We start from the raw sequence: 15,047 nt of genomic DNA, 5'->3' as shown, positions 1-15,047 counted from the left end.
CGACCTCACAACATGAAACTATTTACACGGAGATAGCGATACTCAGACGAGTTCAGCAGCCTTTTGACCCCTTCCTTGTGATTGGGGTTGAAAAGGTCGATGCCGTATTTGTCGATCCACTCAAAAATCACCTGCACCGGGATAGAGGCGGCGAGGCGCATGTCCTTCCCCATCCCCTGCCCTTCGATGCGTGCATTCTGGTCGATAACCGCCTTCGTGGTCGGCGCGTCAATCTCGTCGATAAGATATTCCTGCCCGTCTGCGTCCACGCCGAAATATTGGCGGACGCCATTCAACGGGTCGTAGTCGAGCAGGAACTTCTTCATTCGACGATCTTCTTGTCTTTGAGCGCCTTGGCCGTCTCGGCGGTCAGCGTGATTTCGTCGCCCGCGACGCGCTTCTTGCCGTCCTTGTCGAAGGCAATGTTGCCTTTGGTGACGGTCAGCGTGGCGTCGGGCTTCTTGGTGTCGGTCGTCATGGTTGCCTCCATAAAAAGGGGGAAGCCGAAGCCTCCCCCAGATCGTTATGCCGCCTGAACGTCTGCGATGTTGGCATTGCCCAGTTCGTTGGCGCACTTGAGCGTTGCCTGAACCGCAAGCATCTTGCGGTCGGCGTGGCCCGTCTTCGCCAGTTCGCTGGTGTTGAACCGCTGGAGGTACAGGACTTCCCACAGCGACGGATCAATGATCGACACGTCACGGCCCGTGGTGAAGCGCGACGGGGTGAACGAGATGTTGCCGAAGTCGGAAACATACACGTCAGCAGCGCCGATAATGGTCGCCGCCTTGCTCCCCGGCGCATCCTTGCGGATCTCCGCGATGCCAGTGAAGGTCGAAGCCGTCTGCTTGAGGGTGCCCGACATGAGCGCCATCGTCGGCTCACCGCCCTCGTTCCACGCTTCCTGAATGGCTTCCTTGATCAGAGCCTCAGTGAAGGTGCGGAGCGTGCCGTTGGTCGCCGCGGCGTTGATGTAACCTGCGGTCGTGCCCGACAGGGTAGCCGCCGCGCCGGTTGCGCCGCGCGATCCGTTGGTGCGGATGAACGCGACCATGCCGGCGGATTCGCCAGCCGTGCCGTTGGCCAGAGGAACCGCAGCATAGTTGCCGCAGAAGCGCTTTTCCATGTCGCGCTTGATTTCCTTCGACTTCTTCAACATCTGGTAGGCCATCTTGGTCTGATTGCCCGCAGATTTGACCGACTGCGTGGTCGTCGAGATGCCCACAACCTTATCCATGAGCTGGGTGTAGTTACCCAAGCGCACAGCGTCGGTGAGAGCATCGTTCGCAGCGTCGTCGCCGTCGATGACCTTGTTATCGGCATCAGCGGCGGCAAGGGTGTCGGTCAGCCATTCCTCATAGGTCTGGTTGGCGTTGTCGCTACCGATATTCGAGATGAACGGGGTCTGCGTCGGCGCGATATTGCTGATCGTGTCGTGCAGGCTTTCGCGCACGGCGACTTTGCCCGCGCGCTGGAAGGTATTACCGGGTACTGCCATGTCTAAAATCCTTGTGCTTCGAATGCCGCAATCGCGTCGGCATCACTGCCGGTCTTGCGGAGCCTCGTGGTTGCGTCTTTGAGGGCACGGGCTGTGCTGCTGCCTTTCGGCTGGGCTGCACCCGGCTTGGCGGTCTTTCCATTCCGCACACGCTGCATCTGCTTCGCCATGATGGCGTCGTATTTCGCAGCTTTATCTTTCCACCCATGGGCGGCCACCAGCGCCTTGAAGTCCGTCGCGTTGCCATCCCGCAAGAGGATGTCGCGATCATATCCAAGCGCCTCTGCCACGCCGAAGGCCCGGTCGAAGAAGTCCGTCCGCGTTTCCTCGTTCGCGACCTCTGGGATGGCTAGAAGTTCCCGGTCGCGCTGCTGGATAAACGCCTGATCGATTTCCTGACTGGCCTCGTCACCGAGCGCGCCTACTTGCTGCACGAGTTCGTCATGCTGGGCTTTCGCGGCGTCGTAATGGGCTTTCTGTGCGATATATTCGCCCGGGTTCTCACGAGCCAACATGGGATCGGGAGGGGTCGGGGCGAGATGGCTTGCGAACTCCGCAAGCTGGGTGGCGAATACCGCCTTCGCCTTGCTGTGCGCCTCTGCTGCGTGCGACTGTGCGGCGCGCTGGGCATTGGCGGCTTTGGTGGTCGCATCCTGGACTTGTGAATTGCGGCGAGCTTCGCTGGCGGCCCATGCGCGCTGGGCTTCCGGGGGAAGCTGCGCGAATACCGCCTTCTCGTCCGCATTCAGACTGACAGGAGCTTCGATGGCCGTTTCCGGTTCGTCGCCTTCCTGCTCGTCCTCGTCTGCTTCCTCACCCTCGTCCGTCTCGCCGTCAGGGTCATCCCCCTCGGGTTCGCCGTCTTCGGGCAATTCTTCATCCTCGTTTTCGAGGTAATCTGCAAAAGCCGCTACCGCGCCGTCATCCCCAAGGGATTCGGACACGTCAACGGCTTCCGAACCTTCGTTCGGATGGGCCATGACTCTACTCCATGATTATGCGCCGAAGCGCGGCTTAGAAAAGCTTCCCGACCTTGCGGATGCGGGCGAGGTGTTCGTCTTCATGGGCGGCGAGATCGCCTGCCCCGATGACCGCGCCGACATGACGGTCCAGTTCGTCAACGAGCTTGGACGCTATCGAGAGCTTCCACAGGCCGTCAGTGTCCTTGGCGCCGAGATCAGCGGCGCGCTCGAAATAGGCGCGGCGCAAATCGGTCAGCATGTCGTGCAGGCCGCCTTCCTCCTGATAGAAGGCGCGCCAGCGATCAGAGCGGGCTTTGGGGTCCATCACCATTCGTCGTCCCGGCCAAAACCCACAGGGTTGGGCGCGCGCCAGATGGGGCTCCCATCAGCATCGATAAGGCCGGTGTCGATGGCCACATGCTCGTCAACGGTGATCGAGGGGGCGAAGCCGCCGCGCTCGTCGTCGAACAGGTCATCGCCGCACCATCCTTCGGAGCGCGGGCGCTTGGTAAAATAGCGGCTCATTTGTCTAGATCCCCACCGGGGCGGTTCTTGCTCACCTCAACCGCCGTCTGCGCCTTTAGGGCGGCTTGCTCGCGAGCCATGGACGCTTCAAACATCATTCGGTCGCGGGATTGCTCTTTCTCGAACTCGAATTTTTCGCGAGCGAGCTGCGCCTGAAATTCCGCTTCTTCCCGTGCGAGTTGCTGCTTCGCCGCCGCCTCTTCGCGCTGCCCCTGAATGCGGATGGCAGAAAGTTGCTGCTCGCCTTCGATCTTCGCCTGTTGCGCCTGCGCGTCCATCTGGGCCTTCACCATTTCAGGATCGGGCTTCGGCTCTTCAGGCGGCGCGTTCTTGGGATCGGTGAAATAGTCGTCAGGCTGGCCGATGCCCATATCACGGACGAGGCCCGCTGCGCTGTTGAACAGACGCTGCTTGTCGACCAAGCCGATCTCCAGACCTTCGCGCTGGATCTCCAGCAACTGCATCCGCTGGGCGATGCGGTATTCCTTGCGGTTCGTGCCAAGGCCCGTGCGAATGATCAGGTCAGGCTCATCAGGCCACCGCGAGGGGTCAACCTCTGCGTAGCTGCCGCCAACCTTGACAGTGAACGGCTCGCCCGCATCCTTGACCAAGCGGTACTTGCGCCAGAACATGCGGCCCACGCACTCGGCGAAGTTGCGGGCGATGAATTCTTCGTATTGCTGGCCCTGTGCCTGCATCAACGCCGTGCCGGTCGCTGTCTTGTTCAGAGCGTCGGCATCGAGACCCTGGTTCATCCGGGTAATACCGGTGCGGCTTTCCTTCTCGCCAGACCAGAACTCCAGCACGCCAAGAGACTTGCCGATGTCGAAGCCATCGTTGAGCGCTTGGGGGGCAGCACCCTTCCCTCGCACCGGGGCGCCGGGGATGACAGTGAGCAAATCGTTGATCGTGTTTTCGGTCGTGCTCTCCGTCGGCACCCAATAGCGAGGCATGTTCGACAGATACATTCCGTTCATCAACTGGCGGGCGACCACCGAGCGGATGCGCTGGATGTCCATCGCCTTCTCTGCGAGGCTGTCGCCAACCATGCGATGCGGGCGCGGGAACGGGCAAAAGACCGTGAAAGGATGGTCCGTTACAATCTCGGGATCACCAAGCAGCCGGTCACCAACGCGGAAGCATTTCAGAAGCTCAGCGATGCCGTCGCCGTCCGCGTCGATGCGGATATACTCTTCCCAAAGCTCCAGCTCTTGCATGGAGGCTTGGCGGGTGTCCGACCAGCCCCTGTCAAAGCCCTCGTCTCGTTCCTGCGAACGCCCATCGGTCCACAGCGTGTCGTCGCCAGTGGGCAGATCATAGATTGTGTCAACGTCGAAACCCATCTCAACGAGATCGGAGCGGGTCTTGCGGCAGACGTGGGCGAGGTAGTCCGCCTTGTCCTCGTGCCGGGTACGCGCGCTGAAACGAAATTCCTCGCTCGGCACCGTATAATCGCAGAAATAGCGGCGCTTGGTCGCCCTCTTCACCGTGACGCGAAATGAACCGTCGCCATTGTCGATGATCTCCGCGTCCTCGGGGACTTCGCCGCGTTCGTCGGCTGCCGCGATCTCTTCGGCGGAAGCTTCGAACACCTGCTCGTCAACGGCGTCCTCTTCGATCACCGCGGACTTCACGACGCCGATGATCTCGATCAACCCCGCCTTGAGCCAGTCGTGCAGAACGCGGTAACCGTCCTGGTGCTGCATGAAAATCTGCTGGATCGTTTCGGTCGCCTGATCGACGGCCTCTTCTTCCTCCGGCGACTTCGCCTGAAACTCGACCACGCGGTCACCAGCGACGAACGTGCGCAGGACGCTGATCGTCATGTAGTCGACGGTTTCCTGCACGTCCTTGACGACGATCTGGGAAAGCCCCTCAACTTCATCGCCGAACAGGTCGCCGTCGTAATATTTCAGGCACTGCTCCTGACGCTCGGCAAGCGCGGTGTCGTGGAACGTGCAGGCACTGTCCGCCTCGTTCTTGAGAGCGTTGACCAGTTCGTCTTCGTCTAGGGGTTCGGGCTTCATGCTACCCCTTTCATCAATCTGCTAAGGTCGAGCGCCTTGGGCGCGTGAACATCGTTCGGCTTGCCGATCGCGAAGGTGCGGAATGCGTCGGACGGGTCGCTCGCCCAATCGTGGAGCGGCGTGTCGCGGTATGATTTCAGCTTCTCGTCCCAAACACGGCGATAGGACCGGAGCGCATCCAGTCCCTTTTCGGTCTTCTCTTTGTCGAAGCGGCACATCGGCAGTATTTGCCGGACCTCGTTGATATCGTTGGCAACGCTCTTGGTGCGGGGAACGACGCGGACGCCCTTAAGCCCCATGCTTTCGACCGTCTCGGCGATCGAGCCTGTCGTGCTGACCAAGTGCTCGTTATCGGCGTCGTGCGGAAGCAGGTGTTCCCCGTAGTTATACGGCTTGCCCCGAACCTCTTTGACATACCAATCAATGCCAACGCTCGTTGCGGCGAGGTAATCGATAATATCCCAGCCGGCGCCGTTCGCCTGGATGAACCAGATTGCTGTTTGGTCGTTGCGCCCTAAGTCCCACGCGGTGTGGACTTGCCGCTGGGGGTTATACGGGACAAAGCCAATCTTACCGTCGGCATCGAGTCTATCGATCAACTTGGCGTAGTAGGCCCCAGGCAGGCCAGCGGAGAAGCTGGTCATATATTCCTGCTGGTATATCGCCTCACCGTCCTCTTCGCCGCGTTCCTCTTTCAGCTCGGCCAGTTCGGTTGCCAACGTCTCGGCAGAGAACACCCCGGTATTGTCGGCCGTCAGGCGCTCGGCGAACCAGTCGTCAGACTTCTGCGCCATCTCGAACATGCGGTGCGCGTGATTGCGGCCGCGCGGCGTCGTGATGAACAGCGACCAGCCGCCGTTCTCAGCAAGGATCGGGCGAACCAGCGACCAAGCCTGAGGATTGCTCAGCGCCCATTCCGAAAACACCACCCCAACCGGTGGCGTCCCGACCAGCGCGTCATAATTGTCAGATCCGATGACCTGCCATGTCGAGCCGCATTTGAACCGGATCAACATATCCTGTTCGCGGGTCGTCTCTCTCAGCTCGTGCGGAAAGGCATCGTCGATACGACGCCTGCCCGTGTGAGGGTTCACCGCGTCCCAAATGGCCTTCCGCGCTTGATTCTGCTGCGGCAGCAAATGCCAATATACCCCGGTGCGCTCATGGGCGGCGCAGGCCGTGTAGTGGAGTGCTACGTCGTCCTTGCCGTGTCGACGCGGCCAAATCGGAATAGCCCGCTTGCCGCCGCTGTGCATGTATCGCCAGAGCGGCACCTGATAATCTCTCGGCTGCCAGTTGTTCGGCAGTTCGATTCTGCTCATGCCGGCTTGTTAACGACCACGGTCAAGTTGCCGCTATGCTCGACATCAAGCTTGTCGCCGTATTTCCTTGGCGCCAGCTTCGCTGCCATCCATTTTCGAGATTCCACGCGCAATCGCCGATGCTCGATCATGTCGGACTGGACGACCTCAACAGCCCCATCGGCTTTGATCGTCCGCTTTTCCCCAAGCATGGTATTGTCTGAAATTTCATGGACTTCATCGAAGAACGTCGTTGCCTGCACCTCGCGTGCGCGCGCGTACTTGTCCGAAAATTCCGAATTCCCATGCAGCCACAGATAAACGGAGCTTCTGGCTGGCATCGCTTCGTCGGCGCAAATCGCAAGAAGGCTCTCGCCCTCCATAAGCCGCAAGCAAATGTCTCGCGCGATATCTTCGCTGTATGCGCAAGGTCGTCCAGCCATCGGGCCAATCCTCTCTTTCTGCTCCCCGATGGGGTGGGCAGTTTCGGATCGTGAATTGTCGGCGTTGCTATCTTCGCTGCTCTAATGAAGGCCCCGTACAAAGCCCGGAAGCTCACAGCGTTGAGTCGTGAACCAGAATAGCCGTTAAGCCCGCCGCCGACGGTCGGGCCAAGGAGAACGCGCTTCCTGTCGAATGAAACCCGCCGCGCAGCATCATCGCATCCAGCAAGGGAGGACTGTGCGATTGTCGATGTGCTGGCGGCGGGAACCGGCTGCGGAAAGGAGCAACGCGCCGGAAACGAAAAAGCCCCAGCGCGATTGCCGGGGCCTTGTGACGCAGAGCGCCATGTTCAATTAATCCGTGTTTTGAATGATCTCGGCGGGTATGTCAATACCCGTTAAGCTCCGCCTTCGTGGCGGCTAGCTCGATTTCAAGTCTGGCAATCCTGCTCTCCAGAAGGTCGCGCGTCGTTCGTGCGTGCAACAGCTTGAAGTACCGCGAACCGGGTATTGCCTCCAGAAGCCCTTTTATCTCTGCGAAAGCGACAATCCCCAACCCTAATGCCTTCATCTCTGGCCAGTCGAGCGGGTCCGCCTGCCCCAAGGTCGCGAGCCCGGCGTCCCCGCACATCTTCCGAGTTCGGATGCGGAACTCGCAATCCTCGATCTTCGTTGAGCGCCACGTCTCAGTAACCTTCATCATGGCCTCGGCCCCAACCCGGCAGTTTCGGCCTTGCGACGCTCCACATAGCCCTTGATGCTGGCAGTCGTGATGCGGGTTGCCCGACCATCCTTGAAGACCTCAAGCTCGCCAGCGTTAATGAGATCGTAGATTTTGGTCAGTCCGTAATCGAGAGCGCGACAGGCGCCCTTGGGGGAAACGGCGATCGGTTCCATTGTCTTCTCCTTTGTCATGCGGCCAGCTCCTTTCGGTATTTGTCGCCGTGGACAATGATCTGAAGCGCCTCTATCGCCAGATCAAGCTTTGCCCTGGGGATTTCTGGGAGTGGATCGGATGGCCGAGATTCCTTGCACATAATCAAAAAATCTAGCCAATCTGGGCCGTAATCAAAGTGATCGTCGAGAACCAGTTGATCGAATGCGGATCGCCCCCCCCCTCCGACTGGGCCAATGTCAGCAAGTTTGCGGTTCAACCAATCCTCGGTTCTCTTTTCGCCCATGTAGCCGGAACCACCGCCTTGGTCGCCTAAGGTGCAGTTGATCTTGCCAACGCCGAAGGTGGACCAGTATATGCGGTAAATGTCGCGACCGGCTCGCATAAGCGCCTGCCCATCTTCTCCCAGAAGGCCGGCGCGATAAGCTCTTCCGATGGCATCGCAGCCATCGGTGCCGTACTTGTCTTTCTTCGCTGCCGTCCGATCGTTGCCGCGGTCGGGCATGATGATCGGGCGAAGTTTACCCTTGGCGTCTCGCCGACCCTGCTTACGTGGGCGCCCCTTAGCCATTCTTGGATCCCCCGTTGTCGTCCATGATCTTGCGTATTTCGATGACGATCCGGCGTTCATCGCGCGCGATGTCGAAGTGAGTAAGCAGCCGGGTGGCCATAGACGGCGCGACATCAGCGACACGCTTGCGGACCCGCTCAGCGGCCGCGGTGCCTTCCTCTTCGATGATCTCTTCAATCTGCCCGCGGATCGAGAGGCGGAGCGCTTCGATAAGCGTTGTTTCAGTGATGGCGGCCATCATTCCCCCTCCTTGGTATCGATGGGGGCAGCCGTGCGGAGCATGGCGCGGTAGATGCCCCACGAATCGGGCAGTTCAACCGGCGGATCGCAGTCAGGGACGTTAGTCATCTCGACAGAATTCCCGGCGGTAAGCATCTCCTCGGTCGGCTCTATCGGGACGATGGCGTAACCGGCTTCTGTGAGGGCAGCGAGGATGCCGGGAACCTCGTCGCGAGCGCGGGCAAGCTCGTTCTCGCTCGGCGAATAGCCTTGCGCCTCAATGATCGCCCTGGCCATCGTCTCTAGCGGTCCATCGTCTCTTAGTGGAGGGCCTTGGATGTGGTTGGGGGTGGTCACTTGACGTTCGCCCGAACAGCAGCGTCCTTGGCTTCCAGCAACTTGCGAAGCGCGACCGAACGTTCGGCATTGCGCGGCAGATTCGACACGACGATGCGCGCCATGTTGCAGAAATTCACCGACATGGCCTGCAATGCGGGCGGGAGGTGGCTGTAGTGGAAATACCGCAGGATCGGATCGTCGGCCAACTGCTCGGCGGTAAACTCGACGGGTGCGGGGTGGATTGCGTCTGTCATCTCAATTCTCCTCTTTCCAAAATGCTATGATGTCGAATGCGAATTCCCGGTTCGCCCAATTCCACTTTGCTGCCGGGAGAGCCGTCTTGCTGGTCGTGCCGTCGCGGAACTTGACCTTGAGCGGCGCGTCCCCGGTGCGGGGTGGCTTCCACTTGGTGGGGGTCATGGGCTGGCACCGCTGAGGTGAGCGAGGAACGATCCGGGTGCAGGTCCAGCGGGACCGTTGGCTTTCGGGGCCACAAACTCAGCTTTGAAGCTCTGCCATCCCCTCGAAACCGTCTCGGCAAGAGCAGCTTCCAGAGACCAGCCGGCGATTTTGGCCTCTCGGCGGATTCCAGCCATCGCGGTTTCGCTGACCGGGGCGCGCTTCACCTTCCGGTGCTGGACGAAATCAGCCCAAGTTTGTCCCGAAACGTCGTCGGGCTTGGCAGGGATATGCGGCTTGGTCCGGTCCCCCTTACGCGCGGGTGTTATATTCTCGGGGGTATGGGTGGGGGGGTTAGATATTTTTTCATTGGGGGGGAGGGAAAGGGGGATGTCCTCGTGACTGTCCCGTGACTGTCCCGTGACTGTCCCGTCCGTGTCACCGGCTTTGGCGCGTTGGCGACGCTTACGGTCACGCTCGGCGGCGCGGCGGGAGTCGATAGCATCCTGCCCCTCTTCGATAGCCCGTATGGCGATCAGTATTGCTTCCATCGGCGCACCAGCGGCACTCATGGACTCGATGAGATCAGATACCTTCATAGGCCGCGCACTGCTTGGTAGGCGCCATGGAAAGCCCCCACCCCTTTGCCGGTTTCGCCGTTGCGGCGCTTGGCGCACAGGAACTCGATTTTGCCCTTATTCTCTGTCATCAACTGCTCCCACTTCATGTGTTCGGCAGTGTGGGGCTCGGGCTGTTCCTTGCTCAGATAATATTCGTTGCGGAGCAGGAACATCACCGTGTCGGCGTCCTGTTCGATCTGCCCGCTGTCACGGAGGTCAGAGAGTTGCGGGCGGCAGCCGGGGCGCTTCTCGACTTCGCGGCTGAGCTGGGCGAGCGCGAGCACGGCAACATCATGCTCCTTGGCGATGGCCTTCAACGCGCGGCTAATCTGGCTAACCGCTTCATAGGCGCTCTTGCCCTTGTCGGCGGACAGAAGCTGGAGGTAGTCGACGACAACGAGGTCTAGGCGCTCACCCTTGGCAGCGAAGCGGCGGGCGTAGCGGCGCACCATGACCCCAAGGCGATGCACTGACAGGCTGGAGGCGTCGACAACCTCAATGGGCATGTCGGCGAGCATCTGGCGAGCCTGCTTGATCTTGTCGCGGTCGCGGGGCTTGATATCTTGATTGACGAGATCGCCGTAATAGACCCCGCCGTGACCATCGAAACAAAGGTCAGCGGCCATGCGCGCACCAAGCTCGGCTCCGGACATTTCGAGCGAGATATAGAGGACGCCATGGCCGTTCTGCGCAGCGCCTAGGCTGTACGAGAGGGCAACCGCCGTCTTCCCCATGGCGGGGCGTGCGGCGAGCACGATCATCTGCTTGCGCCTGGCTCCGCCCAACAGGTCATCCATCGGCGGGATAACCTTGCAGGTGACGCCGCGGTCTTTGCTGTCGAGCTGCGCCATCATGGCATCGAGACAGCCGGCGCCCGTCATGAAGCTGATACCGCTGCTTTGCTCGGCAGCGGCCGACATGGCCGTGTCGACATGCTCAACGACATCGGAGAGGCTCACCGACTGGTCGGCAACCATATCCATTGCGTCGGCCATGCCTTCCGCGATGCGGCGGCGCTTGGCGAGATCGGACACCTGCTTGGCGAGGTCGAGCGCGCCGATGAGGGCAACACTGTTCCCGGTGAGATTGGCGAGCAGGGCGAAGCCACCGGCGGACTGATATGCCTCGTCACTGGCGAACATGCTGTTCAGCGCGACGGCCCCGCACGCCTTCCCGGCAAAGTAGGAATCGCGCGAGGCGAGGAACAGGCGGCCCAGCAGCGGATCTACAAAATCCTCTGGCTGCACGATGTCCGCAATGCGATCGATCTTGCCGCTGTCTATCAGCATCGCCGCGAGCACGACGTTCTCGGCTTCGACGTTGGCGATCATCCGATGAGCATCCGTCCAAGCACGCGATTAGCGGCTTCACCAATCGGGGTGCATTCGCGGGTGTGCCAGCCATTGGCGAGCAGGAAGCCCGTCAGGGTATCGAGCGAGCGGAACAGGCCGCACAGGTGCCCGCCGTCGTGAAGACGGTTCAGCATGGCGTATTGCGATAGCGTCACCGGGCCACCGGCCTTGATCTCGGCGCGGCACACCTTCCCGGCGTTCTCGCCGATCCCGTCGATAATCAGGTCAGGATAGCCAGTCGCCAACCCTTCCCGCCTCGCCTTGCCCCTACCCGCCTTGCTGGCGATGTAGGTGCCGTTGGGAACCGCTGATACCATGCACGGGACGATGATCGGCAGGCCCTTGACGATGCTCGCCTGTATGGCAATCTCGGAACTGCGGCGGCCGAAGCTGTCCATAGCAACGCCAACCTCGTCATAATGCCAAGGTGCGGCGCGGCAGTCAGCTACAGGGGCGTATTCGGATTTACTCACCCGCCGACACCTTCACGCATCTTCGCCAGACGCCATTCATGGCGCGAGACAAAGCGGCCATCGGGTGCGCGGGGGTGTGTCGGGGCTTTCGGGAAGCGCAGCATGCGCAGGCGGAAGATCAGGCGCGCGATCACTCGCCCCTCCCCGCCATGGTCATCCATGCGCAAACCAGAAAGCCGAACGTAGCCGTGGAGAGAGGGACGATTACCGCTAGCCAGAGCGGGATTGTGACGGGATCGTTCATGCTGCACGACGCTTGCCGAGAGCGACCAACTGGCTGCCGCGAGTGACCATGCGCGAGCCAACGACCGTCAGGCCGGGGCGCTCGTAATCGTCGAATTTGCCGTCGATGGCGGCGCGGGTGACGGTAGCGTTGTCGTCGCTGTTGTCCGCCGCGAGCGCGCCGGGATCGGGTTCCTCGTCGGGAAGGTCAAAAGCCCCCTGCCCCATCAGCCCGATCCATTCGTTCGTGAAGGTCGCGCCGAGAAACAGGCCGATGCTCGCCAGCGCCTCTTGCGAGAGAGGGCGGTAGTCTGGGCTTTCTACGGCGCACATGGCGCTCTCAATGACCCGATCCTTGATGCCGCTGCCGTTGGCGAGCTGCTTCACGGAATAGCGGCGGCCGCGCCCCACGAAGAGCCGCAGCGCAGCGCCTTGAGCGTTCCCGATGCGTTCGCGGGAAACAAGAGGTTGAAAGTTCGCGGAATTGTCAGAGGACATTGGCTATCTCACGCTCATGGATGAAAGGGAAAAACCGGAACGGGACAGCAATCCCGCTGTCGCCGATGCCGATCAGGACGACCGTGCCCGGCTGATTGGAAGCATCGTCGCTGAATGGATTGCCTCGCTCGGCGTCGATCAGGCGTTCACGAGCGGGGGTGTTGTGATTATCGGGGGAGAGCGGGAGAATATCGCCCTCCCCCTGCCCGCGCTCGACATTTGCAGAAGCGTGCGCGGACTCTCGCGACCCAGCGAGATAGGCGTTGCGGACGATCATGCGGGCTGGCCCTTGAACTCGGCATCGCTATGCGAGCAAAGCGCGCGGCCGCATTTGGCGCAGCGGGGCATGTGGTCCAGATGACCGATGCGGATATTCACCTGAACCTCACCAACCATGTGGCTGGTGAGCAGATGACCGCCGCGTGGCTGATCCCCCGCGTTCATGGTCAGGCTGCCTGTTCAGCGAGCACTCGCTCAACTTCGGGGCGGCGATCAGGCGGGATGCGGTTGCGATCCCACCAGCCTTGGACCGTCGTATGATTTCGATGGCCCAGCTTGCGAGCCGCAGGACGAATACCGCCGAGCTGCTTGAGGATTTCGATATCAGTCATTTCGATGACGTACGCTCATTGCGTACGGATTGCAAAACATTTTTGTACGCACCGCTGCGCGTAGAAAACGTACGTACGGACGGCGATAAGTCGGGCATGACAGACGAATCTACAGGCGCGCGGCTTCGACGGCTCCAAGAGCGGTCGGGACTGTCCTACGATCAGATTGCCAAGGCCGCCGGCTACGCGGGCCGCTCGTCGGTGCAGCGTTATTTCAGCGATGATTTTGACGGGCCGATTACGACGTCCCAAGCGAAGAAGCTGGCGCTGGGCTTCCAAGGATCGAATGTGACGGCCGATGAGATTTGGGCGCTGGCAGATTTGCCGACGCCGAATGCCACCCCTCTGACGATGGGGGATGAGCGGGCGGGCCGCATGGCCCGCGACATCCCGGTCTACGGCACTGCGCTTGGTGCTCCAGCGACTTTCGATGGCGTGGCGATTGAGCAGACGCACCTCGATCAAGGCGAGGTCATCAACTACTTCTCGCGTCCGTCAGCCTTATCGGGGCGCAAGGACGTCTATGCGGTCTATATCCAAGGCTCGTCGATGGCGCCGCGGTTCCAAGAGGGCGAGGTCGCTTTCGTGGACAGCAAGCGCCCGCCGATGGTCGGCGATGACGTGCTGGTCTTTATCAGATCCCCGGAAGATGACGGCGAGCGCGTGACAGCATGCCTCATCAAGCGCCTGGTTCGGCGCTCAACCAGTTATGTCGAGCTGGAGCAGTTCGGCCCCGCCGCCACGTTCAAGGTCAACAGCGAGCGCGTGTCGCATATTCACCGCGTCATCCCTTGGGCCGAGCTACTCGCCTAGCCGGGGATACAAACGCCGTAAACGATCCAAGGTCCCCCAACGATCATCCCGCCAGACCGCTCAGACTGCTCTTGTGCGCGCTGCTTGCGGCGCTCCGCTTCGGCCTCTAACGCCCTTTGCGCAGCCGCACAACGTGCGGCGCTCGGGTAGTCTGCTACCGTGACGCCACCCGCAGACCATGTCAGAACAAGTTTATACGGAATGCCTGGTTGAGCTGACGCCGTGCTGGCGATCAGTGCTAGGCCGAGCAGGAAAATCCGCATCAGTACCCGCGAGGCGGCTTGTAGCCGTAAAGCGGCTTCGGAGGCTTCGGCGGTGTATAGGTCTGCGGCTTATACTGGTAGGGCTGCACGCGGGGCGGCGCATACGGATCTACCGTGCCTTGCCGACCAGTGTACGGATTGTAGTTCGGCGAGGTCGAGTAATTGTCGCTCGGCGTGCTGTTCGGTGACGAGCGGTAATGCCCCTGCACATAGGTGCCGTCCGACCGCACGTGCGGCTTCACATAGGTGTCACGCGCAACAGCGGTGGCCGACAGGCTCAGGCTCGCGGCGATCAAGATAATGGCTTTCATGCTATTCCCCCTCATCCCGCCATCATAAGAAATAGGGTGTACATTTCATACGTTTAGGATGCGTACGCATTTACCGTACGTTTTCCGCTTGACGTGTGTACGTACGGCGCGTACACCGGTTCCAACGAAACGAGTTGGAGCCAAAACATGCCTCGCAAAGCGAAAGCCGCCGAAACCGAAACCGCCCCCGTCGAGATCGCATCGATCAAGGGCTTCGAAAGAGACCTGACGTGCCGCGGCTTCCAGTTCGAGGTCGGCAAGACCTACGAGCACACGGGAACGGTTCAGGCATGTGCGGGCGGCTTTCATGCTTGCGATGCCGCCGAGCATCCTCTGAACGTCTTTCAGTTCTACGCCCCGGCGACCTCGCGCTATTTTGACGTGACCCAAGCGGGCGAAATGAGCCGCGATGGTGAAGGTGCGAAAGTTGCCTCTGCCAAGATCACGCTCGGCGTCGAAATATCCCTCCACGATCTGGCATTGCGCGCGGTCGAGTTCGTCATGTCGCGAGCCAAGGGCAAGGATAAGGCGACCAACCGGGCACGTCTTGGGCTGGCCTCGAACAGCGGCGACAGCGGTGCGGCCTCGAACAGCGGCTACAGCGGTGCGGCCTCGAACAGCGGCGACAGCGGTGCGGCCTCGAACAGCGGCTACAGCGGTGCGGCCTCGAACAGCGGCGACAGCGGTGCGGCCTCGAACAGCGGCTAC

At 60.9% G+C, this 15,047-nt stretch carries 25 protein-coding genes; 2 read left to right on the top strand and 23 right to left on the bottom strand.

Translation table 11 applies throughout. From position 1 onward, the window contains the following. Positions 1–5: 5 nt before the first annotated feature. The 22 genes from ACTJI5_RS09540 to ACTJI5_RS09435 all read right to left on the bottom strand — a co-directional run bounded on the left by ACTJI5_RS09540 (position 6) and on the right by ACTJI5_RS09435 (position 12,952). On the bottom strand, positions 6–326 hold the full coding sequence (locus ACTJI5_RS09540; protein ID WP_440860120.1) for a hypothetical protein: 321 nt from the start codon (positions 324–326) through the stop codon (positions 6–8). Beyond that, positions 323–478 (bottom strand): hypothetical protein, encoded by a 156-nt coding sequence (locus tag ACTJI5_RS09535; protein WP_440860119.1) that lies wholly within the window; start codon positions 476–478, stop codon positions 323–325. Before ACTJI5_RS09535 ends, ACTJI5_RS09540 begins: the two co-directional genes overlap by 4 nt. Before the next feature lie 45 nt (positions 479–523). Continuing rightward, entirely contained in the window at positions 524–1,495 is a 972-nt protein-coding gene (locus ACTJI5_RS09530) for a DUF5309 domain-containing protein (protein WP_440860118.1), read from the bottom strand. A 2-nt stretch (positions 1,496–1,497) separates the two neighbouring features. Continuing rightward, positions 1,498–2,475 (bottom strand): hypothetical protein, encoded by a 978-nt coding sequence (locus ACTJI5_RS09525; protein WP_440860117.1) that lies wholly within the window; start codon positions 2,473–2,475, stop codon positions 1,498–1,500. 34 nt (positions 2,476–2,509) lie between these two features. Further along, complete coding sequence (locus ACTJI5_RS09520) at positions 2,510–2,788, bottom strand: hypothetical protein (protein WP_440860116.1); 279 nt, start codon at positions 2,786–2,788, stop codon at positions 2,510–2,512. Next, positions 2,782–2,982: a hypothetical protein gene (locus ACTJI5_RS09515; protein WP_440860115.1), complete on the bottom strand. Its 201-nt coding sequence runs from the start codon at positions 2,980–2,982 to the stop codon at positions 2,782–2,784. Before ACTJI5_RS09515 ends, ACTJI5_RS09520 begins: the two co-directional genes overlap by 7 nt. Then, positions 2,979–5,009 carry a portal protein gene (locus ACTJI5_RS09510; protein WP_440860114.1) on the bottom strand — a complete coding sequence of 677 codons (2,031 nt, stop codon included), beginning with the start codon at positions 5,007–5,009 and terminating at the stop codon, positions 2,979–2,981. The genes ACTJI5_RS09515 and ACTJI5_RS09510 overlap by 4 nt, the downstream gene beginning before the upstream one ends. Beyond that, positions 5,006–6,331: a hypothetical protein gene (locus ACTJI5_RS09505; RefSeq protein ID WP_440860113.1), complete on the bottom strand. Its 1,326-nt coding sequence runs from the start codon at positions 6,329–6,331 to the stop codon at positions 5,006–5,008. Before ACTJI5_RS09505 ends, ACTJI5_RS09510 begins: the two co-directional genes overlap by 4 nt. Next, the gene (locus ACTJI5_RS09500) at positions 6,328–6,753 is read right to left on the bottom strand and encodes a hypothetical protein (RefSeq protein ID WP_440860112.1); all 426 of its coding nucleotides are present in this window, start codon (positions 6,751–6,753) and stop codon (positions 6,328–6,330) included. Before ACTJI5_RS09500 ends, ACTJI5_RS09505 begins: the two co-directional genes overlap by 4 nt. A gap of 388 nt (positions 6,754–7,141) precedes the next feature. Beyond that, positions 7,142–7,456, bottom strand: a complete 315-nt coding sequence (locus tag ACTJI5_RS09495) for a hypothetical protein (protein WP_440860111.1) — start codon at positions 7,454–7,456, stop codon at positions 7,142–7,144. Beyond that, on the bottom strand, positions 7,453–7,650 hold the full coding sequence (locus tag ACTJI5_RS09490) for a helix-turn-helix domain-containing protein (RefSeq protein WP_440860110.1): 198 nt from the start codon (positions 7,648–7,650) through the stop codon (positions 7,453–7,455). Before ACTJI5_RS09490 ends, ACTJI5_RS09495 begins: the two co-directional genes overlap by 4 nt. A 14-nt stretch (positions 7,651–7,664) precedes the next feature. After that, positions 7,665–8,219 carry a hypothetical protein gene (locus ACTJI5_RS09485; RefSeq protein ID WP_440860109.1) on the bottom strand — a complete coding sequence of 185 codons (555 nt, stop codon included), beginning with the start codon at positions 8,217–8,219 and terminating at the stop codon, positions 7,665–7,667. Then, entirely contained in the window at positions 8,212–8,460 is a 249-nt protein-coding gene (locus ACTJI5_RS09480; RefSeq protein ID WP_440860108.1) for a hypothetical protein, read from the bottom strand. The genes ACTJI5_RS09485 and ACTJI5_RS09480 overlap by 8 nt, the downstream gene beginning before the upstream one ends. Continuing rightward, on the bottom strand, positions 8,457–8,735 hold the full coding sequence (locus ACTJI5_RS09475) for a hypothetical protein (RefSeq protein WP_440860107.1): 279 nt from the start codon (positions 8,733–8,735) through the stop codon (positions 8,457–8,459). Before ACTJI5_RS09475 ends, ACTJI5_RS09480 begins: the two co-directional genes overlap by 4 nt. A gap of 56 nt (positions 8,736–8,791) precedes the next feature. Beyond that, entirely contained in the window at positions 8,792–9,031 is a 240-nt protein-coding gene (locus ACTJI5_RS09470; protein ID WP_440860106.1) for a hypothetical protein, read from the bottom strand. A 740-nt stretch (positions 9,032–9,771) separates the two neighbouring features. Next, positions 9,772–11,127 (bottom strand): replicative DNA helicase, encoded by a 1,356-nt coding sequence (locus tag ACTJI5_RS09465; protein WP_440860105.1) that lies wholly within the window; start codon positions 11,125–11,127, stop codon positions 9,772–9,774. Next, entirely contained in the window at positions 11,124–11,621 is a 498-nt protein-coding gene (locus tag ACTJI5_RS09460) for a VRR-NUC domain-containing protein (protein WP_440860104.1), read from the bottom strand. Before ACTJI5_RS09460 ends, ACTJI5_RS09465 begins: the two co-directional genes overlap by 4 nt. Further along, positions 11,618–11,755: a hypothetical protein gene (locus ACTJI5_RS09455; protein ID WP_440860103.1), complete on the bottom strand. Its 138-nt coding sequence runs from the start codon at positions 11,753–11,755 to the stop codon at positions 11,618–11,620. The genes ACTJI5_RS09460 and ACTJI5_RS09455 overlap by 4 nt, the downstream gene beginning before the upstream one ends. 106 nt (positions 11,756–11,861) lie before the next feature. Further along, positions 11,862–12,341, bottom strand: coding sequence for a hypothetical protein (locus ACTJI5_RS09450; RefSeq protein WP_440860102.1), 480 nt, complete (start codon positions 12,339–12,341; stop codon positions 11,862–11,864). Beyond that, entirely contained in the window at positions 12,331–12,618 is a 288-nt protein-coding gene (locus tag ACTJI5_RS09445) for a hypothetical protein (RefSeq protein WP_440860101.1), read from the bottom strand. Before ACTJI5_RS09445 ends, ACTJI5_RS09450 begins: the two co-directional genes overlap by 11 nt. Next, complete coding sequence (locus ACTJI5_RS09440; RefSeq protein ID WP_440860100.1) at positions 12,615–12,785, bottom strand: hypothetical protein; 171 nt, start codon at positions 12,783–12,785, stop codon at positions 12,615–12,617. The genes ACTJI5_RS09445 and ACTJI5_RS09440 overlap by 4 nt, the downstream gene beginning before the upstream one ends. 2 nt (positions 12,786–12,787) lie before the next feature. Beyond that, positions 12,788–12,952 (bottom strand): carph-isopro domain-containing protein, encoded by a 165-nt coding sequence (locus tag ACTJI5_RS09435; protein ID WP_440860099.1) that lies wholly within the window; start codon positions 12,950–12,952, stop codon positions 12,788–12,790. Between ACTJI5_RS09435 and ACTJI5_RS09430 the strand changes: the two genes are divergently transcribed. Beyond that, positions 12,878–13,765, top strand: a complete 888-nt coding sequence (locus ACTJI5_RS09430; protein WP_440860098.1) for a S24 family peptidase — start codon at positions 12,878–12,880, stop codon at positions 13,763–13,765. The two genes, ACTJI5_RS09435 and ACTJI5_RS09430, sit on opposite strands and share 75 nt — an antisense overlap. A 262-nt stretch (positions 13,766–14,027) precedes the next feature. On the opposite strand, the gene ACTJI5_RS09425 is transcribed toward ACTJI5_RS09430, so the two are convergent. Further along, entirely contained in the window at positions 14,028–14,339 is a 312-nt protein-coding gene (locus ACTJI5_RS09425) for a hypothetical protein (protein WP_440860097.1), read from the bottom strand. A 147-nt stretch (positions 14,340–14,486) separates the two neighbouring features. Here ACTJI5_RS09425 and ACTJI5_RS09420 point away from each other — a divergent pair. Next, positions 14,487–15,047 (top strand): DUF7666 domain-containing protein (locus ACTJI5_RS09420; RefSeq protein ID WP_440860096.1); only part of this gene is annotated, 561 nt, incomplete at its 3' end.

The sequence above is a fragment of the Sphingopyxis sp. 22461 genome (assembly GCF_052044915.1).
Classification (GTDB): domain Bacteria; phylum Pseudomonadota; class Alphaproteobacteria; order Sphingomonadales; family Sphingomonadaceae; genus Sphingopyxis.
The sequence above is the reverse complement of the archived record's forward strand: the minus strand, read 5'-3'. Positions and strand labels throughout refer to the sequence as shown.